Origin of the sequence: Methanoculleus sp. UBA303, assembly GCA_002501655.1 — an archaeon.
Lineage (GTDB): Archaea > Halobacteriota > Methanomicrobia > Methanomicrobiales > Methanoculleaceae > Methanoculleus.
Window position 1 is genome coordinate 1 of sequence record DANY01000039.1, and the last position, 25,870, is coordinate 25,870.

The following is a 25,870-nucleotide window of genomic DNA, read 5'->3' on the forward strand; positions in this document are numbered from 1 at the left end:
CCCGGGCCGCCACGATCCTGGTCGGGGACCTCTCCGTCAAGCAGATGCCGAAGTCGAAGCAGGCCACGCCCGGACTCAACCGAGCCACCCAGAACGCGGGACACCTCTCACGGTTCATCGGATTGTTAACCTACAAGGCAGCCCTTGCAGGTAAGAGAGTAATAAAGATCGATGAACAGAACACGACGAAGACCTGCTGTGTATGTGGGGCGGTTCACGATATGCCGCTCTGGAAACGAGTTATGAACTGTGAATGTGGGAACTGCATTGATCGCGACCAAAACAGTGCGGTCAATATCATGGTGCGGTTCCTATCACAAGATGCCCTGTGGACGGGCTACCGGCAGTTCGCCGGTAATCTGCGACAAACAGGTCTGAGGCTCCCAGAGAGCCCCGGACACTCGCAGGAAGCCCCCTGCGCAAGCGGGGGGTAGTTCACTCACTGTACCGGAACCGGTATCCCGGTATACAGGGCCCGGCCGGACGGGTGAATGCCGCCGTCTGCGAGAGAAGGACCATGTCGACAGGAATACCATCGGAAACCGCCTACACCAGCCCCCGGAGGCTTTTTGAACAACTGAACAAAAAGCCGTTGCGAGACGATCTCCTCTTCTATTTCACGATAGTCATAGCCGTCTCAATCCTGTTCATGGTGGTACCCTTCTTTACGGGGCCGTACCCGGAGACTGAACCTGGGACCGGTGGATTGCACTGGATCGTGATATCGGGCACCATCATCAGCTTAATACAGGGCCTGATAACCGGAACCATCGCACTCCTCGCGATCAGCCTCGTTGAGCATTTCTTTCTGCTCTTCGTCGACGTACACCGGGAATTCGAGAAGACGATGAAATCGGTGATCTACTCCCTGTCGCCCTGCATCCTCTTCTCCTGGGCGGTCGTGGTAGTAAAGGCCCCGTATGCAGGCCTGCTGCTCCTCCTCGCTTTCTGTCTGATAACCTATCTCAGTGTGCGGGTATTCCATGAAATGTCGGAGGACCGGGCCGTATTCGTCTCTCTTGCAACCAGTGCGGTTCTCGCGATGTATTTCTCCAGGTGGATCTTCGGTCCCTGGTTGTCCCCGTGATCTCCCTGTTCTAGGCCGGGTCGCTGTACGGACAGGGTTCTCCAGGAGCGGAATCGGTCGGGGCAGCCCGACATGGAGAGGCTCGTGAGAGTGAACGTTTCTAGAAGAGGGTCTGCTTCTCATGCAGAGTTACAGGATCCGACGGGCCGAACCGCGAATTTCCATCCCCGGTTCACATCGCGGTGTGGTGCAGATATGTTCAGGTAGCGTCATCCCCTCTCTCCTCGGGAGGCGGCTACGGCCGGTAATCTCATCGCTCGGTTGCGGTCGTGGCTCGTCATCGTCACCTTGTCAGTCGCGGGAACCGCAACCTCGTTCCCACTCATCGGGTGCCGTTTCGGTCCACAGGCAACAGCGGGCGACGCTTACCGGCGTTGCAGCCCAAGTCCCGTTTGTCGTCCTGACGAGGAGGGGTAAGGGACGGGTCCGGAAGATTCTCTCAGCAAAACGCCAGATACAGGAAATAAACCCCAATCGCGATGATCGCGACGCCCACAAACCGGTCGAAGACCTCGCCGCTCATCCTCGCCTTCTCCTTGACCCTCTTCCCGAGCGCACCCCCGAGCGAACTGATCGCTATCAAGGGAATCGAGAGCCCCACGGCATACACAAGGATCGTGAACAACCCCTCAAGCGCCGTCTGGTAAAGCGCGATGTAGGTCAGGACGATAAGCAGCATCGGCGCCCCGCGCCCCACGGTGATCGCCCCGAACGAGAGCCCGAGGAGGAACGCTCCCGTGACGGAGTAGGAGATGGGCGCCCGAAAGAAGTTGAAGATGCTCCGTATCGGCGGTTTATACACGTGCAGGAGCTGCAGCCCCATCAGGATCATCAGCACCCCGCCGATCGCCCACGCGATAGTATCGTTGAGGAAGAGCAGGTACTCCCCGAGGTACCCGGCGACCGCCCCGAGCGGCAGGAGGACGAGGACCGTGCCGAGCGAGAACGCTACGGTCAACTTGAGGATGTTTGCCAGCGAGAGATTCGTCTTCCCGCTCGTCAGGTAGCCGATCAGTCCCAGGCAAAGGACGCTGTTGCACGGGCAGATGCCGGCGACGAGGCCGAAGATGAAGATCCCGAGCACCGACGGGTCGAAGGATGCCACGAAGAGAGTTTGGGTTGCATCCGGAGATATATCTGTGGTTCTGAAACCCCCGCCGGAGTAGTAGCCCGGTGAGGAATGCACCACCCGATCCCGGGGAAACCCCCGCCGGAAACACATTTAGAGAGGTATTTCAGGGCAGAGATACTATATTCCTGGAGCATCAATGGTCCCGTGGGAAATAGTATTCGCCGTCGTTCCCGGCCTGATCCTCTTCTTCTACGGAATCGAGAACTTTTCCCGGGAGATTCTCGCGGTCGCGAAAGGCAGCTTCGCGAGGATCCTCGGCAGAGTGACAGAGCGGCCGATCCTCGCCGCACTCCTCGGCGCCGCCGTCACCGCCCTCGTCCAGTCGAGCGCGGCAACCACGATCATCACTGTCAATCTCGTCAATACCGGGACGCTCTCGTTCATCCAGAGCCTTGGAATCATCATCGGCTCAAACGTCGGGACGACCGTCACCGCCCAGCTCGTCGCCTTCAAGATGACGGCGTTCGGGCAGGTGCTGATCCCGGTCGGCTTTCTCGTCGGGATCTTCGGGCGGCGCTACCGGTTTCTCGGGAAACCCCTCTTCTACTTCGGTCTGGTCTTCTTCAGCCTGAACCTCATCTCCACGGCGCTCGTACCGTTCCAGAACGACCCCGAGATCATCGGGCTTATCACAGAGTTCTCGGCGCTCCCGCTCGCCATCCTGATCGGGTTTCTCGTGACGACCATGGTGCAGTCGAGCGCCGTGACGACCGGGCTTGCCGTCGTCCTCGCCCAGCAGGGGCTGCTCACCCTCCCGCAGGCAATCCCGCTTCTGCTCGGCGCAAACATCGGTTCAACCACGACGACCCTCATCGCCTCCACCCGGATGAACCTCTACTCACGGCGGGCGGCGGTAGCCCACTTCACCTTCAATCTCGGAGGGGTGCTCCTGATCCTGCCCTTCCTCATGCCGTTCACCGAACTCGTGACGACGATCGGCGGAAGCGAGGCGCAGATGGTGGCAAACGCCCACCTCATCTTCAACCTGCTCACGGCGGGGGTCTTTCTCCTCTTTATCAGGCAGTTCGGGCAGGTCGTTACATGGGCGGTGCCCGGGAGCGAACCCGAGATCCTGATGCGGACACGCTACCTCGAGGGCGACATCCCCGATGATACGCACCTTGGGTTCGAGCTGATCCGGAAGGAACTCGGGCACGCCCACGAGGTCACGCTCGACCTCTTCCGGGCGGCGATGACCTACCTCGCCACGTCAGAGGAGGCCGACTACCAGATGGTCGAGCGGCTCAAGAACCTCAACAGCCACCTGGACAGAAGGATCGAGCAGGCTCTCCGGACGATATCCGCGAGGCAGCTCTCGGACAGGGAGGCGACCGAGGTGGTCTTCCTTGTGCGGATGTCAAACGAGATCGAGCGGCTCGCCTATCTCGGGGCGGATCTCGGGGAGTTCTTCCGCAGGGCGTCCCAGAACGGAAACGGTGCCCGCGTCGTTCTCGTGCAGAAGACAGAGAGCGTCTACCGGATCCTCGACGAGAACATCGTTGGGCTCGGGCTCCTCTTCCCGGAAATCCGGGATACGACCGTCGCAGAACTCCGCGCCCGGGACGCCGAACTCCAGCGCGCCATCAACGGGCACTACCGCGAGCAGCTCATCAGCCTCAAGAGGGAGGGCGATCTCGGGGACAGCCGCTATCTCGAGGTCCTCTCCGTCATCGAGGCGGCCAACGCCAAAGTGCGGGATCTCCGCAAGCTTGCCGAGCAGTACTCCGTCCAGAAGAGGAGCGAGCCGGCGTCACTCCGGGTGGAGGACCCGCTTCCTCTGCGCCATCCGGTAGCCGGAGACGACCAAGAGCGTGTCGCCGAACTCCCGGTCGAGCGCCGCGTCCCCGGTATCGACGTACAGGAGGGGCGTGGCGGCGAGTTTCCCCGGCGTGGCGACAACGATCAGGTTCCGTAGTCCCGCCTTCCGGAGGACGCCCGGGCTGATCTGCTGGTTTCCCCTCCCGAGGACGAATCCCTGCGCCCCGATGGGGCTCGCGACGATCTTTGCCCGCGGATACTCGTCAAGAAGAGCAAGAAGCGTCTGCTCGTCGGCGTTGCGGGCGACGACCTCCCCGTTCCTGACGGCATCGACCCCGAGCAGCGTCGGGGCAAGACCGAGCCGCTCCAGGACCCGGGTCGTCGTGCTCCCGGCACCGACGATGTAGAGAGTATCCGGGAGCATGATCTCGGTGATAAACGCGGCAATATCGTCCTTCGCCCGCTCCTCGTCCTGCTGCTCGAAGACCTGCTTCCCTCCTTGAGTCCGCTCCGGGATGAAAGGAACGCAAGCATACCCGTAGAGCCGGGCGGCGAGCCGGCCCGAGCGGTAGGCCTCCTCGTCGACGTCCATGACCTCGGAGTCCCGGCAGTCAATCCGCCCGGCCTGCCGGATGAGGTCGGCCGCCGCCGCCGGGTTGACGGCAAAGACCGCCGAGTACATCTTCACCCCGGCCGGGATGCCGAGGACCGGCACCTCCCGCCCCACAGCGTCAAAGACATCCCTTGCCGTCCCGTCCCCGCCGCAGAAGACGACGAGATCGACCCCGGCATCGAGGAACGCCCGGCACGCGGCCTTCGTGTCGGCGGCGGCGGTCGGGACGCCGGGCTGGTAAAGGACGGTGAAGCGGTCGATCTTCGCGCTTGCAATGGCGTTCTCACCCATCGGCGCCGCACAGGTATACCACGCGATATCGACGCTCCGGAGGAGGGAAAGGGTTTGCACCGCCCGGTCGTGGGCATGCGGGACCGCACCGCGCCGGATCGCCTCCGCGACCTGTCCGTCCGTCCCAGCGAGCCCCACGGCGCCGCCCATCCCGGCGACCGGGTTGAGCAGAAACCCGACGGTCTGCATCATCCCTCTACTCTCTCCCGCCGGGGTATATCAGGACCAGGGTCGGGGACGATCCCGCACCGCATCGCTTTGATCGCGGTCCGGAGCGCTTCGTGCATCCCGGCCTCATCGCCGAGGTGCTCCTCGACGATCCGGACAAGCGCACTCCCCACGATGACGCCGTTTGCACCGACGGCTGCGACCGCACCCACATGCTCCGGGCGCGAGACCCCGAACCCGACGGCGAGTGGGAGATCCGTCTTCTCCCGCACCGCGCCGACCAGCCCGGCGACATGGAGAGGGAGCCGGTCGCGCTCGCCGGTAACCCCCTCAAGCGATATCAGGTAGACGAACCCGGAGGCCTCCCGGAGGATCGCGTGTTGCCGCTCCGGCGATGTTGTCGGGGCAATGAGGGCGATCCGGTCGATGCCGTGCCGGAGGGCGGACGGCGCGACTTCGCCCGACTCTTCGACGGGGAGGTCGACGATGAGGACGCCGTCGGCACCGGCGGCCGCGGTCTCCGCGAAGAACCGGTCGAGACCCCGGCGGTAGACGATGTTATAGTAGGTGAAGAGGACGACCGGCAGGTCCGGCGCGTGCTCCCTGACCTGCCGGACGAGGGCGAAGACGTCGTCCGGCGTGGTGCCCGCCCGGAGAGCACGGGCATGCGCCCGCTCTATCACGGGGCCGTCCGCCACGGGGTCGGAGTAGGGGATAGCGATCTCGAGGAGGTCGACGCCCGCATCGATCATCGTTTTCGCTACCCGAAACGACGTCTCGATACCGGGGTCTCCGGCGACGGTAAAGCCGATGAAGACCGGGTTTTTTCGGGCAAAGAGCCCGTCGATCCGGCTCATGCCGCACCTCCGGGGAGGTTCGCAACCTCGGCGACGTCTTTGTCGCCTCTCCCCGAGAGGTTGATGACGAGGATACCGTCCTCCCCGAGATCGCCGGCCGCCCGGAGGGCGTAGGCGACCGCATGGGCGGACTCGAGCGCTGGGATGATCCCCTCGGTGCGGGAGAGGTAGCGGAAGGCATGAAGCGCCTCGGCATCGGTGACCGCCTCGTAGCGAACCCTTCCGGAGTCTTTCAGCATGGCATGCTCAGGTCCGACGGAGGGGTGGTCGAGGCCCGCGGCGATGGAGTGCGTCTCGAGCGCCTGGCCGTCGCCGTCCTGGAGGAGGTAGGAGAGCGCGCCCTGGAAGACCCCGACCGAGCCTCCCGAGAGCGAAGCCCCGTGATGGGCGGTATCCAGGCCCTCGCCTCCCGCCTCCACGCCGACCAGCGCCACGTCGTCGTTCACGAACGGGTAGAAGATGCCGATCGCGTTCGAACCCCCGCCGACGCAGGCGACGACGGTATCGGGGAGTCGCCCTTCCCGTTCGAGCACCTGCCGTCGCGCCTCCTCGCCGATGACCGACTGGAAGTCGCGGACTATCCAGGGGAAGGGATGCGGGCCGACGCAGGAGCCGAGCAGGTAGTGGGTATCCCGGGAGTTTGCCACCCAGTCGCGCATCGCCGCGTTGATGGCATCCTTGAGCGTCCGCGTCCCGGAAGCGACCGGGATGACCCGGGCCCCGAGGAGCTCCATCCGGAAGACGTTCAGCGCCTGGCGCCGGGTATCCACCTCGCCCATATAGACCTCGACGGGGAGGCCGAGGGCCGCACCCGCGATCGCCGTCGCGACGCCGTGCTGCCCGGCGCCGGTCTCAGCGATGAGCCGGCGTTTGCCCATGAACTTCGCCATGAGCGCCTGGCCGAGGGTGTTGTTCAGTTTGTGCGCACCGCCGTGGAGGAGGTCCTCCCGCTTCAGGTAGACCCGGCAGCCGAGGTCGCGGGAGAGATTCTCGCAGTAGGTGAGCGGGGTCTCCCGGCCGGCGTACTCGTGGAGGTACCAGCCGAGCCGGCGGGAGAACTCCGGGTCCAGAGAGACCCGGCCGTACGTCTCCTCGAGTTCGATCAGCGCGCTCATCAGTGTCTCGGGCACGTACTGCCCGCCGTATACTCCGTATCGTCCTGCTTTCATAGATCCGTCGTCCTGCATATCTTTACAAACGCTCTCATGAGACGGCCGTCCTTGACCCCCGGCGCCGTCTCGACGCCTGAGGCGACGTCGACGGCGTACGGCCGCACCGCCCGTATCGCCCCGCCCACGTTCCGGGGGGTGAGCCCGCCCGCGAGGATGACCGGCACCCGCGATGCCGCCACGCATTTTTTTGCATATTCTGGGTCGAACGCCCGTCCGGTGCCGTGGCTGCCGTCGACGACCACCGCGTCGCAGTCGTCCCGCAGGGGATCGCCGGGTGAAAGCATCCGGATGACCCGCACCGCCGCATCCCGGGGCACATCGAGGCGGCCCCCCACCTGCACCGCATCCGGGCGGCAGGTGAGGATCGCCGCGAGACTGTCCGCCCGGTCGGTCGATGTGACGGCGACCGTGATCACAAACGGCGGAACCGCCGCAAATATATCCCGTGCCCGGTCCGGTGTCACGACTCGCGGCGATGGGCTCGCAAGCACCACGCCGATCGCGTCGGCTCCCGCCGCCGCGGCCAGAAGAGCGTCGCCGACCGTGGTGATCCCGCAGATCTTCACGCGAATACAAATCCCTCCAGCCTCTTTTGGCGGTTCCGGGCCGACATAAGGGTGGACCCTATCAGGAACGCATCGCAGTGCCGGCGTAGGTTCCTGACGTCCCAGGGCCAGGTGATGCCGCTCTCCGAGACCACAATCCTCCCCTCGTCGCGTGCCGCCTCTGCAAGGCGGACCGTCGTCGAGAGGTCGATCGTCATCGTCTCAAGGTTGCGGTTGTTGATCCCGATGAGGTTCGTTTCCGTCGCGAGGGCACGCTCCATCTCGCTTCTGTCGTGGACCTCGACGAGCGGCTCGAGGCCGAGCGCGAGTGCCGCGTCGACGAACACGGGGAGGCTGCTCCCGAGCACCCGGGCGATCAGGAGGACGGCGTCGGCGCCGAGCGCCCGGCTCTCTACGAGCTGGCGTTCGTCGATGATGAAGTCCTTCCGGAGGATCGGGACCGTTACCGCACGCCGTACCCGGACGAGGAACTCGGTGCTCCCCCCGAAGTAGGTGGGTTCGGTGAGCACCGAGAGGCCGGCGGCTCCGGCGGCGGCAAACTCCCGGGCGATCGCTTCGGGGGTGGAGCCGTCGTGAATCCTGCCGCGGGACGGGGAGGCGTACTTCACCTCGGCGATGATAGCGTTCTTCCCCCGGCACGCCCGTATGGCCTTCGCAAGACTCCGGTGAGGCAGAGCGCCGGGATCGACCGCCGGAAGAGCCTCAAGACTGTCGAGGCGCTCAGCGGTCGACCGGATGATATCGTCGAGGATCATGCCCCGCCTCCGGTCGCCTCGATCAGCCGGTGGAGCCGGTCGAGCGCCGCTCCCGAGTCGATCGACTCCTCCGCACGGGCGATGCCCCGTGCGATATCGCCGGCCTTCCCGCCGAGGTAGATCGCCGCCCCGGCGTTGAGGAGAACGATATCCCGGGCGGGCCCACAGTCGCCCGAAAGGACACAGATGAGGGTCCGGGCGTTCTCCTCGGACCCGCCGCCCCGGAGTGCCGAGACGGGCGACGCCGGGATACCGAACTCCGTGCAGTCGAGGGTGTAGGTCCGGACCTCGCCGTCCCGGAGCTCCGCGACCGTCGTCGGCCCGGTCGTCGCGATTTCGTCGAGACCTGCACCATGGACCACCATCGCGCGCTCCGCCCCGAGGTCCCCGAGCACCCGGGCGACCGGAACGGTCAGGCGGGGGTCGTAGACGCCGAGGAGGTGCGCCCCCGCACGCGCCGGATTCGTGAGGGGACCAAGGAGGTTGAAGACCGTCCGGATCCCGATCTCCTGCCGGGCCGACCGTGCGTACTGCATCGCCGGGTGGTAGGCCGGGGCGAAGAGGAAGACGATCCCGGCGGCCGCGAGGACCCCTGCGACCCGGTCGGGCGGGATCGCGACGGAGACGCCGAGCGCCTCGAGGACGTCGGCCGAGCCGCACCGGCTCGACACGCCCCGGTTCCCGTGCTTCACGACGGGAACCCCGGCCCCGGCGGCGACGAAAGCGGCCGCGGTGCTGATGTTGAAGGTTCCCGCACCGTCGCCCCCGGTCCCGCAGGTATCCACCCGCGCCTCCGGGGCCGGGAGGGAGACCGGGACGGCCGCCGCCCGCATCGCCCGGGCGAACGCCGCGATCTCCGCCACAGTCTCCCCCTTCATCCGCAGCGCCGTGAGGAATCCACCGATCTGGGCGGGGGTCGCGGCGCCCCGCACGATCTCCTCCATCACCCCTCCCGCCTCGGCAGGGGTGAGGTCCGTGCCCGAGGAGACCCGGGCGATCGCCTCCCGGATCATGCCCGGTCCCCCGTGCCGGAGAGGAAGTTTGCCATCAGCTGGTTCCCGTCCGGAGTGAGGATGCTCTCCGGGTGGAACTGCACCCCCTCGATCGGGAACTCCCGGTGCCGGACACCCATGACCGCCCCGTCGTCGTCGCTCTGGGCGGTCACTTCGAGGCAGTCCGGGACCGTGGCGGGGTCGATGACGAGCGAGTGGTAGCGGGTCGCGACGAGGGGGCTAGGCACCCCCGCGTAGATCCCCGCACCGTTGTGCCGGATCACCGACCGCTTCCCGTGCATCAGCCGGTCGGCCGGGGCTATCCCGGCACCGAAGGCGAGGCCGATCGCCTGGTGGCCGAGGCAGACCCCGAGCGTCGGGACGGTGCGGCTGATCGTCGCAAGGACCTCCCGGTAGAGGGTGCACTCCCGGGGATGCCCCGGGCCGGGAGAGAGGACAACCCGATCGAATCCGCCGCAGCGGAGTCGCTCAAACGGGGTATCGCTCTTCACCACGACCGGTTCCGCCCCGAGCATCCCGATCTGCTGGCAGAGGTTGAAGGTGAAACTATCGTAGCTGTCGATGACGAGCACCCGCATCATTGCACCTCCGCGCCGAGCGCCGCAAGCATCGCCCGTCCTTTGCTCTCGGTCTCAGTCCACTCCCGGCCGGGGTCGGAGTCGGCGACGATCCCCGCCCCCACCTGGGCGGAGGCGACGCCGTCCTGCACGACGACCGTCCGGATGGCTATTGCAAGGTCCATCATGCCGGCAAAGCCGATATAGCCGACAGCTCCCGCGTAGATCCCCCGCCGGAGCCCTTCTACCTCGTCGATGATCTGCATCGCCCGGACCTTCGGGGCGCCGGAGACGGTCCCCGCCGGGAAACAGGACCGCAGAACGTCGAAACGGTCGCACCCATCCCGGAGCGTGCCCGATACCGTAGAGACGATATGCTGGACGTGTGAGAACCGCTCGACGGTCATGAACCCCTCCACCGAGACGCTCCCATAGGTCGAGACCGCCCCGACGTCGTTCCTCGCGAGGTCGACGAGCATGATGTGCTCGGCCTGTTCCTTCTCGTCGGCGAGGAGTTCGGCAGCGAGCCTGTCGTCCTCCGCCGGGGTCGACCCCCGCGGCCGGGTGCCGGCGATCGGGACCGTCGTCACCTCCCCGCCCTCCACCCGGACGAGCATCTCGGGGCTGCTCCCGGCGACCACCAGGTCCCCGAAGTCCATGTAGTACATATAGGGGCTCGGGTTTTTTGCCCGCAGCCGCCGGTAGACGCCGAACCGATCGCCGTCGATCCGGCAGGTGAGCCTCCGGGAGAGGACCGCCTGGAAGATATCGCCTGCCGCGATATGCTCCTGGATCCGGAGGACCGCTCCCGAAAACTCCTCCCGGGTGCAGGACGACAATGCCACGACCCCGGAAGGGTCCGGGTCAGCCGGAGCTCGCGGAGCGATGTCGCGTATCCGGGCGATCCTTTTGGCGACTGCGTCCCGGGCCCGGCAGTACTCCACCTCAGGATCGGCCCCGTCGGTGATGAGCAGGTTCCTGATGACCGCGAGCCGCCGCTCCCGGTGATCGAGGGCCAGGCAGTCCAGCGCCAGCATGAGCCGGGCGACGGGTTCTTCCGGGTCCTCCGCCGCATCCGGCCGGACCGTCGGGTAGATAGAAGAGATGAGGTCGTAGGAGAAGTAGCCGGCAAGTCCCCCCGAAAACCTCTGGAGCGGTGAGGGGACGACCCGGAACCGGCCCATGAACGAGCGGACGGCATCGATGGCGTCGGCGGCCTCGATATCCCCGGCTATCTCACGGATGCGAGGGTCGCCGGAGACTGTCGCCGCACCATCGGAGGCTACGGCGATCGTCGCGGCCGGGGCGGTGCAGATGAACGAGTAACGGGCGGCCTTCCCGCTCCCTTCAAGCGACTCCAGCAGGAACCCCGGGCCGTCCCGGAGGGAGGCGTAGAGGTCTGCCGGAGGAGAGGCGGGGAGAGGGATCTCACAAAATAGAGGAACAATGAGAGGCCGGCCGCTCTCTGCCGCCGCGGCGACGACCTCCTCGCACCCCGGCTCAGTGTTCAGCTCTCTTCGAGCTCTGTCCATTCCACCGGCATCACCCCGTCACCGGCAGCCGGGAGAGCGACTCCTTGATCAGCTCCGCCGGGTACTCGTAATCGGCAAGTTTCCCTGCCATGTAGGCGTCGTAGGAGGAGAAGTCGAAGTTGCCGTGCCCGGAGTTGTTGAAGAGGATCACCTTCGCGTCACCGGTCTCCCGGCAACGAAGGGCCTCATCGATCGCGGCCTTCACCGCATGGGCGGACTCGGGTGCGACGATGATCCCCTCCGTCCGGGCAAAGGTCATGGCGGCGTCGAAGACCTCGTTCTGGTGGTAGGCGACCGACCGGATCACCCCATCGTGGGCGAGCCGGGAGACAAGCGGCGATGCCCCGTGGTAGCGGAGGCCGCCGGCGTGGATCGCCGGCGGGACGAAGTCGTGACCGAGAGTGAACATCTTCATCATCGGGGTTAACCCCGCAACATCTCCGAAGTCGTAGGCGTAGAGCCCCTTCGTCAGGGTTGGGCAGGCGGCAGGCTCCACCGCGATGATATCCGTATCGGGGTGCTTCCCTTTCATCTTCTCGCCGGCAAACGGGAAGGAGAGCCCGGCAAAGTTGGTACCGCCGCCGACACACCCGATCACGACGTCCGGGTAGGCATCCACCATCGCGAGCTGCTCTCGCGCCTCCTGGCCGATGATCGTCTGGTGGAGGCAGACGTGGTTGAGGACGGAGCCGAGCGCATAGTTGGTGTTATCGTGGCTCGCCGCGTCCTCGACCGCCTCCGATATGGCGATGCCGAGAGAGCCCGGTGTGTCAGGGTCGCGGGCGAGCACCGCCTGGCCCGACCGGGTCTTATTCGACGGGCTCGGCAGGCACTCGGCGCCGTAGACCTGCATCATGCTCTTCCGGTAGGGTTTCTGCTCGTACGAACTCCGGACCATGTAGACGGTGCACTCCATGTCGAAGAGGCCCGTTGCAAACGCAAGCGACGAGCCCCACTGTCCCGCCCCGGTCTCGGTCGCGAGCCGCTCGATCCCCTCCTCGCGGTTGTAGTAGGCCTGGGGGATGGCGGTGTTGGGCTTGTGCGAACCCGGCGGGCTCACGCCCTCCCACTTATAGTATATCTTTGCGGGGGTTTTCAGGGCGGCTTCAAGCCTTCTCGCCCGGTAGAGCGGGCTCGGCCTCCAGAGGGTGAGGATGTCCCGGACTTCGCCGGGTATATCGATGTAGCGCTCCGTACTCATCTCCTGCCGGATCAGTTCCATCGGGAAGATGTGGCGGAGGTCGTCGGGGACCGCCGGCTTTCCGGTCGCCGGGTGAAGGACCGGGGCCATGGGCGTCGGGAGATCCGCCTGGATGTTATACCAGCGTTTCGGCATCTCCCCCTCGTCAAGGAGGATCTTCGTCTGCATACCCACATGGTGTACTCTGCACACCAATATACATTACGGACCAACAGTGTACCATTGAGGACACAGTCGCATGACGGGATCATCAGAGTCCTTGCCCGGCCCGGAAGTGCCTCCGGGAAAAAGAGTATATGATTGTTCTGCTACTGGTCAGCGATGTACCTCCTCGCCCACGTCGTGGCCGGCATCCTCATCGGCCTCGTGCTGGTCGCGTTCACCAACGACCGCCGGGTTGTCGCGCTCGCCGCACTGGGCGCCGTGCTCCCGGACCTGATTGACAAGCCGCTCGGGCACATCATCCTTGCCGGGACCGTAGACTACGGCAGGATATACTTCCACGGCCTCACCGTCCTTCTGCTGGTTACCGCCCTCGGCCTCGTTCTCTACCACTACCACCACAGGATCGGCCTCCTCGTGCTGGCTGCCGGGATGGCGAGCCACCAGTTCCTTGACGGGATGTGGCAGCAGCCCGTCGAATGGTTCTGGCCGCTCCTCGGACCCCTTCAGCGGCACAACTACCCCCAAGACTACCTCTGGAGTTCCATATGGCGGGAGCTCTCCCAGCCGAGCGAATGGCTCTTCTTCTTCCTGATTGTCGCGCTGTTTGCCGTCCTTTACCGTCGGGAGATCAGAACCGCCGTCACCCGGCTCTCGAGCCCACCCAGCCGCCGGGTGCTCTTCGCCGCGCTCGGCCTCGCCATACTCGCCGCGCTGGTCGTGGGGGGACGGCTTCTGTTGTGAGGCGGTCACCCCCGTTTCCGCCACCATATCGCGGCGTAGGTCGAGGCCCCGGAGAAGGCGAGCCCGCCGTCCTGCCGGATAAGGTGTTTCTTGAAGTAATTCCGGAGGGTCTCCCTCTGCCGCGGGGTCTCCACACTCATCCGGGTGGCGAAGTGAGCGACCGCATCCTCCACGGTCACGAATGTGGTCGTGCCGTCGAGCGGGCGCATCATGATGTTCGGATAGATCCCCATGCCGTAGAGGACGTTGAAGATGCAGTCAGCCTTCGGCTTTGGGCGGTATGGCGCCCCGTGCAGATCCTCCCAGAGCGCCAGGTAGAGCCGCTCCCAGAGCGGTTCGTCAGCGAACCAGTAGAGGTGGACTGACCCGGAGGCGACTGCATCCATCGCGGCGAGGGCCGACCGGACATCCGGCATACCAAGAGAGAACGAGGCGACCACCCGGTCGTAAGGGGGGTCAAGGTCACGGTCAGGGTCGATCTCCTCCCAGAGGCCCCGGACCGCGGCGATTGTGGTGATCCCCTCCCGTTCCGCCGCCGCCCGGAGTTCGGCGAGCATCCCCTCCGCCGGGTCGACCGCCGTCACCGAGGCGCCGGCCCGGGCAAGCGGCAGAGCGAGGGTTCCGGGCCCCGACCCAATATCCAGCACCCGGTCACCGGGAGCGACGCTGAGGTCCTGCATCACCTCGGCGATCCGGCGTGCGTGGCCGGCCTCTGACCGAACGGCATACCGCTGGGCCTGCTCCCGGTCGCCCCAGAGATCGGCACCCTCTCGGAACTCCGGGGTCGACCGGTTCAGGGCGAGCCTCCTCTGCCAGACCTCGTTCCAGTCCACGACGATATCATCCTTCATCAGCCTGTCGGTCGCCCTCTCGGCGTAAGTAGGTATCCATACGTATCCTGACGGGCATCCTGCGGCCCCCGGAACACCCCAACCATTATATACAAGGCCGGTGACAGGAATACCTGTGGTGAATAGTGTGACTGGCGAATCGATGCTCCAGATAACCGTCGATCAACTTGCAAGAACACTCTGCGCGAGCGCTGTCCTCGGTGCCCCGGTCGAGGCCGGTGACCGGGTTATCATACCGGTCGCCGAGTTCGGGTTCGGGTTCGGTGGCGGGGAAGGCACGGGAGGCAGTAAGGAAGGCAGCCAGAACGGCGGGTCCGCGACCGGCGGTGGAGGCGGCATATCGGCCGTGGCCCTGATCATCATCACCAAAAGCGTCCCCGGCCCTGAGGGCATCCAGGTGATGTCGCTGAAGAAGAAGAGCGAGATCGCCGAGGTGATCACGACGATCGGGGAGACGGTCGGCCCGCACGTCGCTAAAGCGCTCGAAAAAGGCTCTGAGATGATGATGCAACGCAAAGGTAGTAAAGGTAAAACGCCCTGGGTATCGGAAGAGGGAAAGGAGATCCCGGTCAGCGGTGAAGAAGAGGCATAAGGTTCTCTTCCCCTCCATTCTATGGCCGCGACCCTTCTCTTCTCCATCCTGCTCGCCGTCGCCATCATCATCCTCTCTATCCTGCTTGCCCTATACCTGATCCCGGTGACCCTCTCGACAGTCGCCGACTGCAGGCGGGAGAGCCTCCGGGCGACGGCAACCGTAGCCTGGGGCATCGTGGGGGCGAGGGTCCGGGCCGACGACGGGGTGCAGGTGCTCGAGGTCCTCCTCGCCGGCCGCCCGATCATGACCCGGGATCTCGCAAAAATAGCCGCCGCCCCGCCGGAGAAGAAGGCAGAGGAGAGGAGACCGGCCCTTCCGTTGAGAGAGTACATCGATGCCGCCGGCGACCTCTGGCCCCATCTCCGGAGGATCCTCGCTGCCGTTTACCGGTCCCTCTATCTCGAGACGCTCCGGGGAGATATCACCCTCGGTCTCGAGAGCCCGGCCGACACCGGCATCATCTACGGCTACTGCACCGCCGCCCGCTACGCCCTCTGGCCGGCCGAAGCGATCGACTTCGTGATGACCCCGGTCTTTGACCATGAGATCTTCGAAGGCACCTTCACGCTCCGGATGCAGATCCGCCGGCCGCTCCTGATCGTCGTCGCGGTCGTAAGAGCTCTCCTGCAGAAACCGGTCCGGCAGCGGCTCCGCCAGGTATCAGGGAGAGGTGCTCCGGGTGCGTGAGGAGAAGGAGGGGGGCGACCTCGTCATCGGCGGCGCCCGGAAGATCGGCGGCCGGTGCATCATCCCCATCATCAGGGCACTCGTGGTGCGGCGGGAGGGGGGCGCCGCGGTCAGCCTGGTGCCGATTGCGCTCCTCTTCACCGAAGGAGAGCACGAGTGCCTCACCCTCCTCCCGGGAGCGCCCGGGGGAACCGCGGAGATCCTCAGCACGCTTCGCGACGATATCGAGCGGGAAAAAGAGAAGTGCGCGGGGTAGATCCCCGTTACTCGTGGCGAAGCGCCTGGATCGGGTTTAATTGCGCCGCCTTCCAGGCCGGGTAGAGGCCGGAGGCCGCGCTCGTGAAGATGCCAAACGCCATCCCGAAGAGAATGTAGAGGAGGCTCGTCGGGTTGAAGAGGTAGTCCGGGTTCTCGACGATGACCGCCGTTATCACATACCCGGCACCGAAACTGAGCGCCCCCCCGATGACGGCACCCACAACCCCGAGGATCAGGGCCTCGTAGATGAACATACGCATCACCTCGCGCCGGCGGGTGCCGATGCTCCGCAGGACGCCGATCTCCTTGATCCGTTCGGTGACCGACATCAGCATCACGTTCAGGATCGAGACTCCGGCGACGATGAGTGATATCGCGCCGATGCCCAACAGGAAGACCGTGATCGAATCGGCGGCCGCAAAGACACTCTCGAGGATCGCCTTCGTGTCCATAACGCTGACGACATCCTCCCGCCGGTTCATCTTCTGCTCAATCCCCTCCTTGACCACGTCGAGGTCCTTGACGTCCCGGACCTTCACGACCACCTGGTCGTACCTGTCCTCGTCGTAGTGTCTCGAGTACCAGGAGTAGGGCACAATGATGGCGTAGTCGGGATTGATGTCGAACCCCATCCCCCGCTCCTTGAGCACGCCCACAACCCGGAGGGTCTCGTCCCCGATCGTGACCCGGGCGCCGAGTTTCAGGCCGGTCTCCTTGTTCAGCTCGGCAAGCCGGCTCCCGATCATGCACCCGGAGCCCGTGTCCCTCGGGTAGGTTCCCGCCTCCTTCTCGAGCAGGAGAGGGATATCTCCGGCAGGCATCGCGTAGATCATGGTGCCTCCCTTCTTTTCGCCCACGGACATCTTATCGAAAGTGCTCGCGAATGGTATCGTTATGACCCGGTTAGCACCGGCCGCCCGGGTGATATCGTCAACCTGCCGTTTGGTGAGTTTGTCGCCGCCCGTACCACTCATCGCCGGGGAGACGACGATTGTATCGCCGACGTCGCTGACCATATCGTTGAACATGAGGCCGATGCTGTTGCCGAGGATTCCCATCGTGGCGATTGCGACGACGCCGATGACGATCCCGGTGACAGCAAGGGCCGACCGGAGCCAGTGGCGGCTGACGTTCCGGCGGGCGAGGTCGAGGAAGGTCATGCCAGCCTCCCGTCCACCATCCGGATCGTCCGGTCGGCGTATTCGGTCATCCGGGGATCGTGCGTGACCATAACGACGGTCTTGCCCTCCTCGCGGTTCATCCGGGCGAGGAGATCCATGATCGCGGTCCCGGTCTTCGTGTCCAGGTTACCGGTCGGCTCGTCGCAGAGGAGGAAGTCGGGGTCATTCACGAGCGCCCGGGCGATCGCCGCACGCTGCTGCTGCCCGCCCGAGAGTTCGCCCGGTTTGTGGGTGAGGTGCGTCTCGGTGATCCCGACCGCCGCGAGGACCTCTTCTGCCCGCTCCCGGGACCCGTTCCGTCGGCCTTTCAGGATGAGCGGGTACTCGACGTTCTCGACCACCGACAGCAACGGGATGAGGTTGAACTGCTGGAAGATGAACCCGATGTGGTCCCGCCGCATAAGGGTCAGCTCGTCGTCGTCCATCCCGCTGATCCGCTTTCCGGCGATGGTGACCTCCCCCGAGGTCGGGACGTCGAGCGACCCCATGATGTTTAAGAGCGTCGATTTCCCCGACCCGGAGGGGCCCATGACCAGGACGAACTCGCCCTTCTCGATCGCGAGATCGATCCCGGCGAGCGCCACAACGTCGCCGGCCGGGAGGGGATAGACCTTCGTGACCGCGTCGAAACTGATGACCGGCATCGTCGTTACTTCCGTCTCCAGGAGTAGTAGATAGCCCCGGCTATCCCGAGCGCGACAAGCGCGGCAACGATTATGCCGACGAGCGGTATGCCGCCGTCACGCTCCTCAAGAGGCGCCGCCGCCGTGCCGCCGGCGACCTCGACCATCGTCGTCGTGGTGTAGCGGTTCCCGTCGCTATCACGATACTCGACGGCGATCGGAACCTCCGTCACATTCGCATCGGTCCGGAACGTCACTTCGAACGGAGAAGCATCGTCCGGGTCGAGGGTGCCCACAACGTAGACCCGGAACGGGTCAGTGGGCGTCGCCGGCGCACCGGCGGTGACGAGCACCGAGCGTGCGGGCTCCAGACCTGCGTTTGTGACGTCGCCCACGATCCGGTATCCCCCGGCTTCCGGCGTGACCTCGACGTTGGTGATGAGCGGGTCCGCCTGCCGCTTATCCTCGCCGAAGGCGACCGGCAGGGCGAGGTCGACGGAGTGGGTGTTGATGCCGTTACGCCAGACCACCTGGAAGGTGACGTCCGTCTCCGCGGTTGGAGTCAGGTTGAAGAGGGCGGTGGCGGAGCCATCAGACGCCAGAGCGCCGACAAACGCTCCGGTCGGTGTGACGGCAAAACCCGTTCCCTGCGGGATCACCTGGACGCCGGAGGCGGCGTTCGGGCGGGGATTGCCGACCCGGACGGTTATGTCGGCGGTCCTTCCTTCCGAGAAGGCGTCAGGCTTTCCGACCACTGACGCACTGAGCGGGGTGTCCTCGACCTGGACCGGGACCGGGTAGCGGAGGCTGCCGGCGTCGAGGAAGTCAAGGACGAACATGGGGTAGAATGTCCCCTCCCCCCCGTCTGCCCGGACAGTGAAGGTGAACGTCTTCGCGTTCCCGGCACCGATCTCCCCGACCGATGGGTAGGAGTCACTTAAGGCCACGACACCGTTCCCAAAGAGCCGGGCGCTCTTGATGGTGACGGACCCGGCACCGTTGTTCTTGATCTCCACCGTGAGCGTCCCGGTGTCGCCCTTCATCAGGACAGAGGGGTCGAGCGTGGAGGAGGTCACGGTGATGTCGGCAGGTCCTGCAGAGGCCGGTACGGCGACCACTGCGACGGCGCATATGAGCGAAATGATAGTCAGGTGAAGGAGTTTCATCTTACAGCCATCCGACGAGTGTGATGAGGATATAGGCAATATAGAGCGCCACTGGTATCCCGACGGTGAGAGCCGCGTCCCGCGTGGAGAGATTGCGCGCGTATTTCATGCCGAAGATCCAGATGTTCGCGCTCCAGAGAACGAAGAGGATGCCCAGGAGGCCGGCGATCTGTGTCAGGGGGTCGGCCGCAATTATGCCTGCCAGACTCTCGGATATCTCCGCGATCTGCTCGGGGTTTGTTACCGAGGGGATTGTCAGGTTCGATATGACCTGGTAGGAGAAGGCAGTCCCGATGATGCCCCCGAAGATCTGGGGCAGGAGACCGTAGCTCGTAAACTCCAGCGTCCGCGTGAACGATCCTTTGCCCTTGAAGAGCATCGAGAAGATGTAGAAGACAGCGGCGCAGATGATCCATGCCAGGAATCCCATGATAACGGCACCGACCACGGCGAAAGCCACCCCGATCGCCCCGAAGGCCTGCGCTTCCGCGGGCAGTATGGCGATGACCATATTCACTGCCAGCGCGGCCGCGACCGCACTGATAAGCCCGTAGACGAGCACGATCAGCGCCGGTATCTTCAGGCCCGGCTCGTCCTGCATACGTTCCTCGAAGAAACGCCCGGGGTCGAGCAGCACCCGGATAGATCCAGTATTCATGACGATTGTGCCTCGCATACCCATAGCAGGCGAGAGGGGATAAACTTTTTCGGGGACGGGAATTCGGGACAACACGGATTCGCGCTAAAAGGACGGTTATTTTCGTCGCAAATTTTCTTCAGGCGGATGAAATGCCGGGTGGCTGTATTGTTGGCAACCCAGTTCCGATCGTGGTAGTACTCCAGGGCAGCTACGCATTGCAGATGTCCCGGGTAACCTCACGCAGAAGTGCGCGAAGGACGCGAAGTCTGTAGAGTTCCTGCCCCCCCTTCGTGAACTTCCGCGTGAAGCAACTCATGCTGTGTGAGACCCACACGGGGCTATGCAAGAGGCTGCACGCATGAAAACGGCCTCTCCTCAGGCTTATCCCCGGGCAATGGACCGTGGTGGGAATCACCCCGGAGGGGGTGGGGACCTGGGAGGGGACTCGCCCCCACCCCCGCAGGCGGGTACCCGTACGTTCTTCCTCAAAGCCCCCGCTCCCTCCGGGAGAGGGACGGTGCATGGGGATATCCGGGAAAATCCGTGCCCGGGGACGCAAACTCCCGGGTGGTGCGAAACACGATCGATGATCTCCTCCGGTGAAAGTGCTGGTAATTGAGAATCGATGCACTAGAGGTGCCCAAGTTCTTTGAGGCTCACGTAGCCCCTCTTCGTGACGATGATGTGGTCGAGCACCCGTATGCCGAGGATTGACCCGGCCTCGACGAGTTGCCGGGTGATGCTGATGTCCTGGGTTGAGGGGTCCAGGGTGCCTGACGGGTGGTTGTGAACCAGGATGACCGAGGCGGCGCGGTCGGTGATCGCCTCGGCAAAGACCTCCCGGGGGTGGACGAGACTCTGGTTCAGGATCCCGACGGTGACAATCCGCCGTTCGATCACCTCGCCGGCACCGTTGAGTGTTATGCAGAAGAAGTACTCCTGTTTCCTGTCCCGCCACTCGGCGACCAGCGGGAGCACGTCCCGGGGACAGGCGATTCGGCTTCCCGAGACACCGTCGTCCCCCAGGTAACGCCGCCCGAGTTCGAAGCAGGCCATGATCTCACAGGCCTTCGCCGCTCCGACTCCCTCAATCCCAAGGAGGGCGTCATACGACGGGCTGCCTTCGGCAGTCCTCAGGTACCGTTCGACGTCGCCGGCGACCTGCGAGACGTCACGCCCCTTGATGCCGCGCCCGAGGAGAAGAGCAATCAGTTCGGCATCGGTGAGCGCCTGGGGTCCTCGTGTTGCCAGTTTCTCACGCGGACGATCGCGGTTCGGTATATCGCACATCCTCTTCATGCCCATCCGGCCTGATCGGGTAACCTTGATTCCCGGTTTTGATCCCGGAGCATGTATATGTTGCCAATCGGTCCCACTCACCGACGGGTGCAGTGCCGGGAAAGGAGATATGATGGAGGAAATTTCTTCTCCAGGTCAGGGAATTTACCCGGAACTCTATCGAAATCCTTTTGCCTAAAGACTGCTATCACTCACGGAGTGGAACTTCCCTGGAAGAGCGCTGAGGCCTGGTGCAGGAAGGGACGGACGTACGGTGAGCGTGGGCAGTACGACCGGGCCATCGAGTGCTACGACCGGGCGATCAACCTGGACGCCAACGCTACCACGGCCTGGTACCACAAAGGACTCGCCCTCACTACCGCCGGACGCTACCGGGAGGCCGCAGAATGCTTCGACCAGACCATCAGGCTCGACCCGACCTCTGCCCGATCCTGGTACTCCCGGGGACAGGTGCTCTATAACCTCCAGAAGTACCAGGAGGCAGCCGAGTACTGCGGCCAGGCGGTAAAACTCGCACCCGACTCTGCAAGTGCCTGGCTCACCCGGGGGCATGCCTTCAAGAATATGGGGCGAATCCCTGACGCGATCGCCTGCTACGATCGGGTCGTCACCATCGAGCCGGGCCGAATCGAGGCCTGGTTCGCCCGCGGAACGGCGCTTGCCACCGAACGCCGGTACGACAGAGCGATCGACTGTTACGACCGGGTCATAGCGCTCGACCCCGAAAACGCCGGTGCCTGGTACGCCAGGGGGACGATGCAGATCCTCCTCGCCCGGTACGGCGATGCGCTCGCCTCATTTGACCGGGCCGTCACCATCGACCCGAACCACGCCGATACCTGGTACACCCGGGGATGCACGCTTGCGGCGCTCCAGCGCTATGACGAAGCCGTCGGGTGCTTCGACCGGGCGATCGCCCTCCGTCCCGATGACGCCGATGCCTGGTACAACCGCGGCCGGGCACTACAGCACCTGGAACACTACGAGGAGGCGCTCGTCTGCTATGATCGGGCGCTCCGGATCAGGCCAGAGCATACCGGGATCTGGTACCAGAAGGGCATGGCGCTGAAGAGGCTGAGACGCTACGACCTCGCGATCGCCTGTTTTGACCGAGCGCTCAGGGAGAACACCGCTGATCCGGAGATATGGTACCAGAAGGGCTTTCTCCTCTTTACCCAGAAGCGCTACGAGGAGGCGATCGAGTGCTTCGACCTGGCGCTCAGGATCCGGGCCGACCATACGGACGCATACTACTACCGGGGCGAGAGTTACTACGCCCTCGGGAACTACGAGGCAGCGACGGCCTGCTACCAGGCCGTGGTCCGGACGGACCCGGAGAACGCCGTCGCCTGGAACAACTACGGAAACGCGCTCTACCGGCTTGAGCGCTACGAAGAGGCGCTCGTCTGCTACGAGCGGGCGCTCGGGATCGACCCGGAGAACCAGAGGGTCTGGAGCAACAAGGCAAACGTCCTCTCGATCCTCACGCACTACGACAAGGCGCTCGCCTGCTACGACCAGGAACTCCGGGCGCACCCGGAGAATGCGGACGCATGGCATAACAAAGGCCTTGCACTCTTCATTCTCGGGCGCTACGGCGAAGCCCTTGCCTGCTATACGCGGGCGCTCGAGGCTGACCCCGCGAGGGCGGAGGCCTGGTGCGCCCGGGGCAACACCCTCGTCATCCTGGAGCGTTGCGAGGAGGCGCTCGACTGCTACGACCGGGCGCTCGCCACGAATCCCGATGACGCCGACGCGCTCAAGGGGAAGGCGATGGCGCTCGTCTACCTCGACCGATCCGCCGAGGCGGTCAAATGTTACGAGAGGCTGCGGCGGGTGCCGAGGTGAGGAGGGGTTCCTGCACTACTGCCCGGGGGCGGGGGCCGTCTCCGGCAGTCTCTCGACCAGGGATGCTTTTGCCAGCTGATCTTTGGTGAACAGGGTCAGGCACGGCTGCTCACACCCCCGGCCTGCACCCCCGGTGGCTCCCCCGCCCGAGCGGTGGTCCGCTGTTCCGTTCATGGTGGGTTCAGGGTAGTTGCACACACTCAGATAATACACCATCTCGTCCTGGGGGAACGTTACCAGTCGCAGGGGGTGCAGGCGGCCATTGCTGTATGCAAAGGTCCGGATATACTCGCTATCGAACACGATGTTGGCACCGTTCCGGAGATCTGCAGATGTGATCGTCCCGTCCTCCCGGGGTGTGGTCCGGAAACAGGTGTCCAGTGCCTCGAAGACCCCGGAGGGATGCGGCCCCGAACCGGACGATTCCGGTCTCCTCTCCTGCCGGAGGACGACCCGGTCGGTCCCGGTGAGCGCTGCGTCGTACCATACCGTTCTCTCGTGCCGCACCCCTGAAAAGAGGATGTGCAACGAATCGGCATCCCTGCCGGCGTCCGTATGGATATCGAATGTCTCCAGTCGAGCGGTCTCGTTCCGGAGGTCCGCGGCCTTGAGGATCTCCTCCCATACCCCGGTCATCGGCCCCTCCTCGATCTGCAGAGGATGGGCAACCGGAACGCTGATCACTCCCGTGCAGCCCGAAGAGATCACCATGATCCCGAGGGAAAGCGCCAGCAGGGCTAGATTATCTACCCTCATTGTTCCACCTGCAGAACGGACGCCTTTGTTCGCCGGCTCCCATCCGGCGCGAGGGCACCGGCACGACCGGCAGCGAGCAGCACGAAGAACGCTATGGCCGGGTTAGACGGGAACCCCCTGCGGGGACCTCGCCGGCAGCATTGCCGTCCCGACAACGAGCAGCACGAGGACGATGAATCCGGTTGCAATCTGTTTCATCATGGTCTCAACATTTCACGAAAAAGGGGTCAGTACAACCCCTTCCCGAGTTCCGGGGCCGCCGGGACGTACTGGAAGAAGGTCCCGGTCCCGTTCTCCCCTTCCACGGTGCCGCGGATGGAGTAGGTCGGCTTGAGGTAGGGCTGTTCGGTCCCGGGCGGGGTTGCATAGTAGCAGAGCTTGATCTCCTCGACGACCGCCTTCTTCGGCGAACCTACCGTGGTGACGACCCCGGTCTGTTTGAGTTCCTCAATCGCTTCTTCGGGAGAGAGGATCGGGAACTCCTTGTAGGGTTCGGCATCGCGCCAGCGTTTACCAACCTTGAGGACATCGCCGCCCCCGCCGACCGTGGCGTAGATCCCACTCCCGGCCACGGGATAGCCGCTCAGGGTGTCGGTGAAGTGGACACAGGTGTCTTTATAGGTGGCAATACTGATATTTTTTGCAACATTGAAAGCAGATCCCTTCCCGTGCGATATACCCGAATATGCTGCCCCTTCTGGCATGAGCCCGTGGGAGGTGAGGAACGTCTCAGCGATCTTCCGGCACTCCTCATCGGTCGGGAGGTTTTCGGGGCGGTCCCGGGGGTCCACCCCGGAGTAGCGGTCATTCCACGTGTAGGTCATATACCCGGCCTCCTTCTCGATCTCGAACGTGTAGGGTTCGTTTTTGACGACGTAACACTTGATCCTTCCTCCGCTTTCCTCGACCGCTCCGGACATACCGAACCTCTCCGCTATCTTCAGGGCATCGTCCTTCGACACAACGGAGTCGACCGTCTTGTAGACCATGGTCTGTTCGGGATACCGCGGGAGGGCTGTGCCGAAAGCGATCTCAGAGACACTCTGCACGCCGTACGGTCCGACAATCTCGATTCCCCCGTTTACGCCTTCATTGTCCTGTGGAGACGCCGCCGGTATCAGTGCCGTCCCGGCGACGAGCAGTATGAGGACGGCAAAGCCGATTGCAATCTGTTTCACTACCATACTATACCTCCAATTTACAGGAATCTGTTTTGTACTGGAAAAGCGGAGGATCGCCGGGCGGATTGATCGACGACCCGTACCCGTAAATATGGTCGTCGAGGCAGTCAGGCGTGCTCAGGTCTCCGTCAATATCGGCGGCGAGAATCGCCGATTTCAGGCTGCCGTCGTTCGGGAAGACATATCTATCGGTTGCCATAAACCACGCCTTTTTGATTGTTTCACCATTCATCAGTTTTTGCGCGAAATACCACCCCAGATCCGGGTGAGCGCCCCCGATGGTGTCGAAGCCACATATCGAGTGGAGCCCCTCGAAGGCCGGTCCCCAGTACTCCTTACATGTTGATTCATTCAGGACGTTGCATGAGGCAAGGACAATCCAGTCGGTCTTCGTGTTGCCCCAGCGCGCCTCGCTGTAGTTCAGCTCGTAATCGTCGGCGGCCGTCCCGAAGACGAACCCGCCCTCCCACCCGTGACCTACGAAGAAGGCCAGGTGCGTGTTGTCGATGTAGTCCGAATCCACCCCGCCGAAGGCCGGGTCCTTCCAGTGCCGTTCCATCGCGGTGTCGTTGCCGTTGATAAACTGGCCGGTCCATGAACTCGACCAGGAAAGCGTGTCGTAGAAGCCCACGGCCTCCGCACCGGCGCTGGGAAGGGGGTCTTGCATGCCGTGGTAGTCGCCCACCCACTCGGCGCAGAAGGAATAACTCCTGTAGTACGAACGGATCAGGTCTCCCTCTCCCGTCATGTACACCCAGTATGCCTTTCCCGGAAACATCAGGCGCTGGTCGCTGTTGCTGCCTGTCCCGCCATTAACCATACTGACCTCGTAATCCTGTGTTTCCACATCATAGCCCTGTGCCGTTGCCCATGCGCTCCCGAGGGGGAGAAGCATGTCCCGTGCGCAGGCCTGGTGCACGTCCCAGAAGCCGACAACGTTCCAGCCAGAATAGAGATGTTTTGTCGCTGACGTCTGCTCCTGCGTGGGTTTGAGGTAGAGCGGGATCTGGTACGACTTGTTTGCATAGATCCATATCCCCTCGAGCGGCCTGAACTCATCCTGCGAGCCCATTAACTCCCAGCCACTCGAACCGTTGTACCAGAGAACGGAGTGGCCGGCCGTGTCCACCTCGTCGAAGACCGCTATCGTGTCATGCCCGTCGGCGAGCCAGAGCGG

26 protein-coding genes and 1 pseudogene are annotated in these 25,870 nt (G+C 64.1%); 8 read left to right on the top strand and 19 right to left on the bottom strand.

The window, feature by feature from the left end; all coding sequences use genetic code 11:
- Both BP846_RS09485 and BP846_RS09490 read left to right on the top strand, forming a co-directional pair.
- On the top strand, window positions 1-434 hold a 434-nt coding region (locus tag BP846_RS09485; RefSeq protein ID WP_292394767.1), incomplete at its 5' end, for an RNA-guided endonuclease InsQ/TnpB family protein.
- 83 nt (window positions 435-517) lie between these two features.
- Window positions 518-1,087, top strand: coding sequence for a YIP1 family protein (locus tag BP846_RS09490; RefSeq protein WP_292394769.1), 570 nt, complete (start codon window positions 518-520; stop codon window positions 1,085-1,087).
- Window positions 1,088-1,526: 439 nt separating this feature from the next.
- Here the strand turns inward: BP846_RS09490 and BP846_RS09495 are convergent, their stop codons facing one another.
- Window positions 1,527-2,192, bottom strand: a complete 666-nt coding sequence (locus BP846_RS09495) for a cytochrome c biogenesis CcdA family protein (protein ID WP_292394771.1) — start codon at window positions 2,190-2,192, stop codon at window positions 1,527-1,529.
- Between the two features lie 163 nt (window positions 2,193-2,355).
- Between BP846_RS09495 and BP846_RS09500 the strand changes: the two are divergent.
- Window positions 2,356-3,246: pseudogene (locus BP846_RS09500) on the top strand (Na/Pi cotransporter family protein); the annotation flags it as partial.
- Window positions 3,247-3,969: 723 nt separating this feature from the next.
- Here BP846_RS09500 and BP846_RS09505 read toward each other — a convergent pair.
- The 9 genes from BP846_RS09505 to BP846_RS09545 are packed head-to-tail and all read right to left on the bottom strand — an operon-like array spanning window position 3,970 to window position 12,870.
- A complete protein-coding gene (locus BP846_RS09505; protein ID WP_292394773.1) occupies window positions 3,970-5,073 on the bottom strand; it encodes an ATP-NAD kinase family protein in 1,104 nt (367 codons plus the stop codon).
- Window positions 5,070-5,906: a tryptophan synthase subunit alpha gene (gene trpA, locus BP846_RS09510; RefSeq protein ID WP_292394774.1), complete on the bottom strand. Its 837-nt coding sequence runs from the start codon at window positions 5,904-5,906 to the stop codon at window positions 5,070-5,072. The genes BP846_RS09505 and trpA overlap by 4 nt, the downstream gene beginning before the upstream one ends.
- Entirely contained in the window at window positions 5,903-7,075 is a 1,173-nt protein-coding gene (trpB, locus tag BP846_RS09515) for a tryptophan synthase subunit beta (protein WP_292394776.1), read from the bottom strand. Before trpB ends, trpA begins: the two co-directional genes overlap by 4 nt.
- Window positions 7,072-7,644, bottom strand: coding sequence for a phosphoribosylanthranilate isomerase (locus BP846_RS09520; protein ID WP_292394778.1), 573 nt, complete (start codon window positions 7,642-7,644; stop codon window positions 7,072-7,074). Before BP846_RS09520 ends, trpB begins: the two co-directional genes overlap by 4 nt.
- A complete protein-coding gene (locus BP846_RS09525; RefSeq protein WP_292394779.1) occupies window positions 7,641-8,399 on the bottom strand; it encodes an indole-3-glycerol phosphate synthase TrpC in 759 nt (252 codons plus the stop codon). Before BP846_RS09525 ends, BP846_RS09520 begins: the two co-directional genes overlap by 4 nt.
- The gene (gene trpD / locus BP846_RS09530) at window positions 8,396-9,412 is read right to left on the bottom strand and encodes an anthranilate phosphoribosyltransferase (RefSeq protein ID WP_292394781.1); all 1,017 of its coding nucleotides are present in this window, start codon (window positions 9,410-9,412) and stop codon (window positions 8,396-8,398) included. Before trpD ends, BP846_RS09525 begins: the two co-directional genes overlap by 4 nt.
- Entirely contained in the window at window positions 9,409-9,993 is a 585-nt protein-coding gene (locus BP846_RS09535) for an aminodeoxychorismate/anthranilate synthase component II (protein WP_349680772.1), read from the bottom strand. Before BP846_RS09535 ends, trpD begins: the two co-directional genes overlap by 4 nt.
- A complete protein-coding gene (locus BP846_RS09540; RefSeq protein WP_292394782.1) occupies window positions 9,990-11,501 on the bottom strand; it encodes an anthranilate synthase component I family protein in 1,512 nt (503 codons plus the stop codon). Before BP846_RS09540 ends, BP846_RS09535 begins: the two co-directional genes overlap by 4 nt.
- Before the next feature lie 10 nt (window positions 11,502-11,511).
- Window positions 11,512-12,870, bottom strand: coding sequence for a TrpB-like pyridoxal phosphate-dependent enzyme (locus BP846_RS09545; RefSeq protein WP_292394784.1), 1,359 nt, complete (start codon window positions 12,868-12,870; stop codon window positions 11,512-11,514).
- A 153-nt stretch (window positions 12,871-13,023) separates the two neighbouring features.
- On the opposite strand from BP846_RS09545, the gene BP846_RS09550 reads away from it, so the two are divergent.
- Entirely contained in the window at window positions 13,024-13,608 is a 585-nt protein-coding gene (locus tag BP846_RS09550; protein WP_292394786.1) for a metal-dependent hydrolase, read from the top strand.
- Window positions 13,609-13,613: 5 nt separating this feature from the next.
- Here the strand turns inward: BP846_RS09550 and BP846_RS09555 are convergent, their stop codons facing one another.
- Window positions 13,614-14,459, bottom strand: coding sequence for a class I SAM-dependent methyltransferase (locus BP846_RS09555; protein ID WP_292394788.1), 846 nt, complete (start codon window positions 14,457-14,459; stop codon window positions 13,614-13,616).
- A 118-nt stretch (window positions 14,460-14,577) separates the two neighbouring features.
- Between BP846_RS09555 and BP846_RS09560 the strand changes: the two genes are divergently transcribed.
- From BP846_RS09560 to BP846_RS09570, 3 genes are read left to right on the top strand one after another with little or no spacing between them, the layout of a single operon-like run.
- Window positions 14,578-15,051 (top strand): spore germination protein GerW family protein, encoded by a 474-nt coding sequence (locus BP846_RS09560; RefSeq protein ID WP_292394790.1) that lies wholly within the window; start codon window positions 14,578-14,580, stop codon window positions 15,049-15,051.
- Between the two features lie 21 nt (window positions 15,052-15,072).
- Window positions 15,073-15,741, top strand: coding sequence for a DUF2953 domain-containing protein (locus tag BP846_RS09565; RefSeq protein WP_292394792.1), 669 nt, complete (start codon window positions 15,073-15,075; stop codon window positions 15,739-15,741).
- A complete protein-coding gene (locus BP846_RS09570) occupies window positions 15,734-15,997 on the top strand; it encodes a hypothetical protein (RefSeq protein WP_292394794.1) in 264 nt (87 codons plus the stop codon). Before BP846_RS09565 ends, BP846_RS09570 begins: the two co-directional genes overlap by 8 nt.
- Window positions 15,998-16,004: 7 nt before the next feature.
- Here the strand turns inward: BP846_RS09570 and BP846_RS09575 are convergent, their stop codons facing one another.
- The 5 genes from BP846_RS09575 to radC form a co-directional block, all read right to left on the bottom strand.
- Window positions 16,005-17,159 carry an ABC transporter permease gene (locus tag BP846_RS09575; protein ID WP_292394795.1) on the bottom strand — a complete coding sequence of 385 codons (1,155 nt, stop codon included), beginning with the start codon at window positions 17,157-17,159 and terminating at the stop codon, window positions 16,005-16,007.
- Entirely contained in the window at window positions 17,156-17,824 is a 669-nt protein-coding gene (locus BP846_RS09580) for an ABC transporter ATP-binding protein (RefSeq protein ID WP_292394797.1), read from the bottom strand. The genes BP846_RS09575 and BP846_RS09580 overlap by 4 nt, the downstream gene beginning before the upstream one ends.
- A 5-nt stretch (window positions 17,825-17,829) precedes the next feature.
- The gene (locus BP846_RS09585) at window positions 17,830-18,969 is read right to left on the bottom strand and encodes a COG1361 S-layer family protein (RefSeq protein WP_292394798.1); all 1,140 of its coding nucleotides are present in this window, start codon (window positions 18,967-18,969) and stop codon (window positions 17,830-17,832) included.
- 1 nt (window position 18,970) lies between these two features.
- A complete protein-coding gene (locus BP846_RS09590) occupies window positions 18,971-19,651 on the bottom strand; it encodes a YIP1 family protein (RefSeq protein ID WP_292394800.1) in 681 nt (226 codons plus the stop codon).
- Between the two features lie 588 nt (window positions 19,652-20,239).
- On the bottom strand, window positions 20,240-20,908 hold the full coding sequence (gene radC / locus BP846_RS09595) for a RadC family protein (protein WP_292394802.1): 669 nt from the start codon (window positions 20,906-20,908) through the stop codon (window positions 20,240-20,242).
- A gap of 198 nt (window positions 20,909-21,106) precedes the next feature.
- Between radC and BP846_RS09600 the strand changes: the two genes are divergently transcribed.
- The gene (locus BP846_RS09600) at window positions 21,107-22,756 is read left to right on the top strand and encodes a tetratricopeptide repeat protein (RefSeq protein WP_292394804.1); all 1,650 of its coding nucleotides are present in this window, start codon (window positions 21,107-21,109) and stop codon (window positions 22,754-22,756) included.
- A 15-nt stretch (window positions 22,757-22,771) separates the two neighbouring features.
- On the opposite strand, the gene BP846_RS09605 is transcribed toward BP846_RS09600, so the two are convergent.
- The 3 genes from BP846_RS09605 to BP846_RS09615 form a co-directional block, all read right to left on the bottom strand.
- A complete protein-coding gene (locus BP846_RS09605) occupies window positions 22,772-23,512 on the bottom strand; it encodes a hypothetical protein (RefSeq protein WP_292394806.1) in 741 nt (246 codons plus the stop codon).
- 227 nt (window positions 23,513-23,739) lie between these two features.
- Entirely contained in the window at window positions 23,740-24,696 is a 957-nt protein-coding gene (locus tag BP846_RS09610; protein WP_292394808.1) for a hypothetical protein, read from the bottom strand.
- Between the two features lies 1 nt (window position 24,697).
- On the bottom strand, window positions 24,698-25,870 hold a 1,173-nt coding region (locus BP846_RS09615), incomplete at its 5' end, for a DUF6345 domain-containing protein (protein ID WP_292394810.1).

Excerpts from the sequence above, each read along its gene's own strand:
- BP846_RS09605 (WP_292394806.1), bottom strand. The coding sequence starts at position 23,512 with ATGAGGGTAGATAATCTAGCCCTGCTGGCGCTTTCCCTCGGGATCATG.
- BP846_RS09590 (WP_292394800.1), bottom strand. The coding sequence starts at position 19,651 with ATGGGTATGCGAGGCACAATCGTCATGAATACTGGATCTATCCGGGTG.
- BP846_RS09490 (WP_292394769.1), top strand. The coding sequence starts at position 518 with ATGTCGACAGGAATACCATCGGAAACCGCCTACACCAGCCCCCGGAGG.
- BP846_RS09580 (WP_292394797.1), bottom strand. The coding sequence starts at position 17,824 with ATGCCGGTCATCAGTTTCGACGCGGTCACGAAGGTCTATCCCCTCCCG.
- trpD (WP_292394781.1), bottom strand. The coding sequence starts at position 9,412 with ATGATCCGGGAGGCGATCGCCCGGGTCTCCTCGGGCACGGACCTCACC.
- BP846_RS09585 (WP_292394798.1), bottom strand. The coding sequence starts at position 18,969 with ATGAAACTCCTTCACCTGACTATCATTTCGCTCATATGCGCCGTCGCA.
- radC (WP_292394802.1), bottom strand. The coding sequence starts at position 20,908 with ATGAAGAGGATGTGCGATATACCGAACCGCGATCGTCCGCGTGAGAAA.
- BP846_RS09610 (WP_292394808.1), bottom strand. The coding sequence starts at position 24,696 with ATGGTAGTGAAACAGATTGCAATCGGCTTTGCCGTCCTCATACTGCTC.
- trpA (WP_292394774.1), bottom strand. The coding sequence starts at position 5,906 with ATGAGCCGGATCGACGGGCTCTTTGCCCGAAAAAACCCGGTCTTCATC.
- BP846_RS09535 (WP_349680772.1), bottom strand. The coding sequence starts at position 9,993 with ATGATGCGGGTGCTCGTCATCGACAGCTACGATAGTTTCACCTTCAAC.
- BP846_RS09555 (WP_292394788.1), bottom strand. The coding sequence starts at position 14,459 with ATGAAGGATGATATCGTCGTGGACTGGAACGAGGTCTGGCAGAGGAGG.
- BP846_RS09525 (WP_292394779.1), bottom strand. The coding sequence starts at position 8,399 with ATGATCCTCGACGATATCATCCGGTCGACCGCTGAGCGCCTCGACAGT.
- BP846_RS09545 (WP_292394784.1), bottom strand. The coding sequence starts at position 12,870 with ATGCAGACGAAGATCCTCCTTGACGAGGGGGAGATGCCGAAACGCTGG.
- BP846_RS09540 (WP_292394782.1), bottom strand. The coding sequence starts at position 11,501 with ATGGACAGAGCTCGAAGAGAGCTGAACACTGAGCCGGGGTGCGAGGAG.
- BP846_RS09565 (WP_292394792.1), top strand. The coding sequence starts at position 15,073 with ATGGCCGCGACCCTTCTCTTCTCCATCCTGCTCGCCGTCGCCATCATC.
- BP846_RS09505 (WP_292394773.1), bottom strand. The coding sequence starts at position 5,073 with ATGATGCAGACCGTCGGGTTTCTGCTCAACCCGGTCGCCGGGATGGGC.
- BP846_RS09575 (WP_292394795.1), bottom strand. The coding sequence starts at position 17,159 with ATGACCTTCCTCGACCTCGCCCGCCGGAACGTCAGCCGCCACTGGCTC.
- BP846_RS09550 (WP_292394786.1), top strand. The coding sequence starts at position 13,024 with ATGTACCTCCTCGCCCACGTCGTGGCCGGCATCCTCATCGGCCTCGTG.
- trpB (WP_292394776.1), bottom strand. The coding sequence starts at position 7,075 with ATGAAAGCAGGACGATACGGAGTATACGGCGGGCAGTACGTGCCCGAG.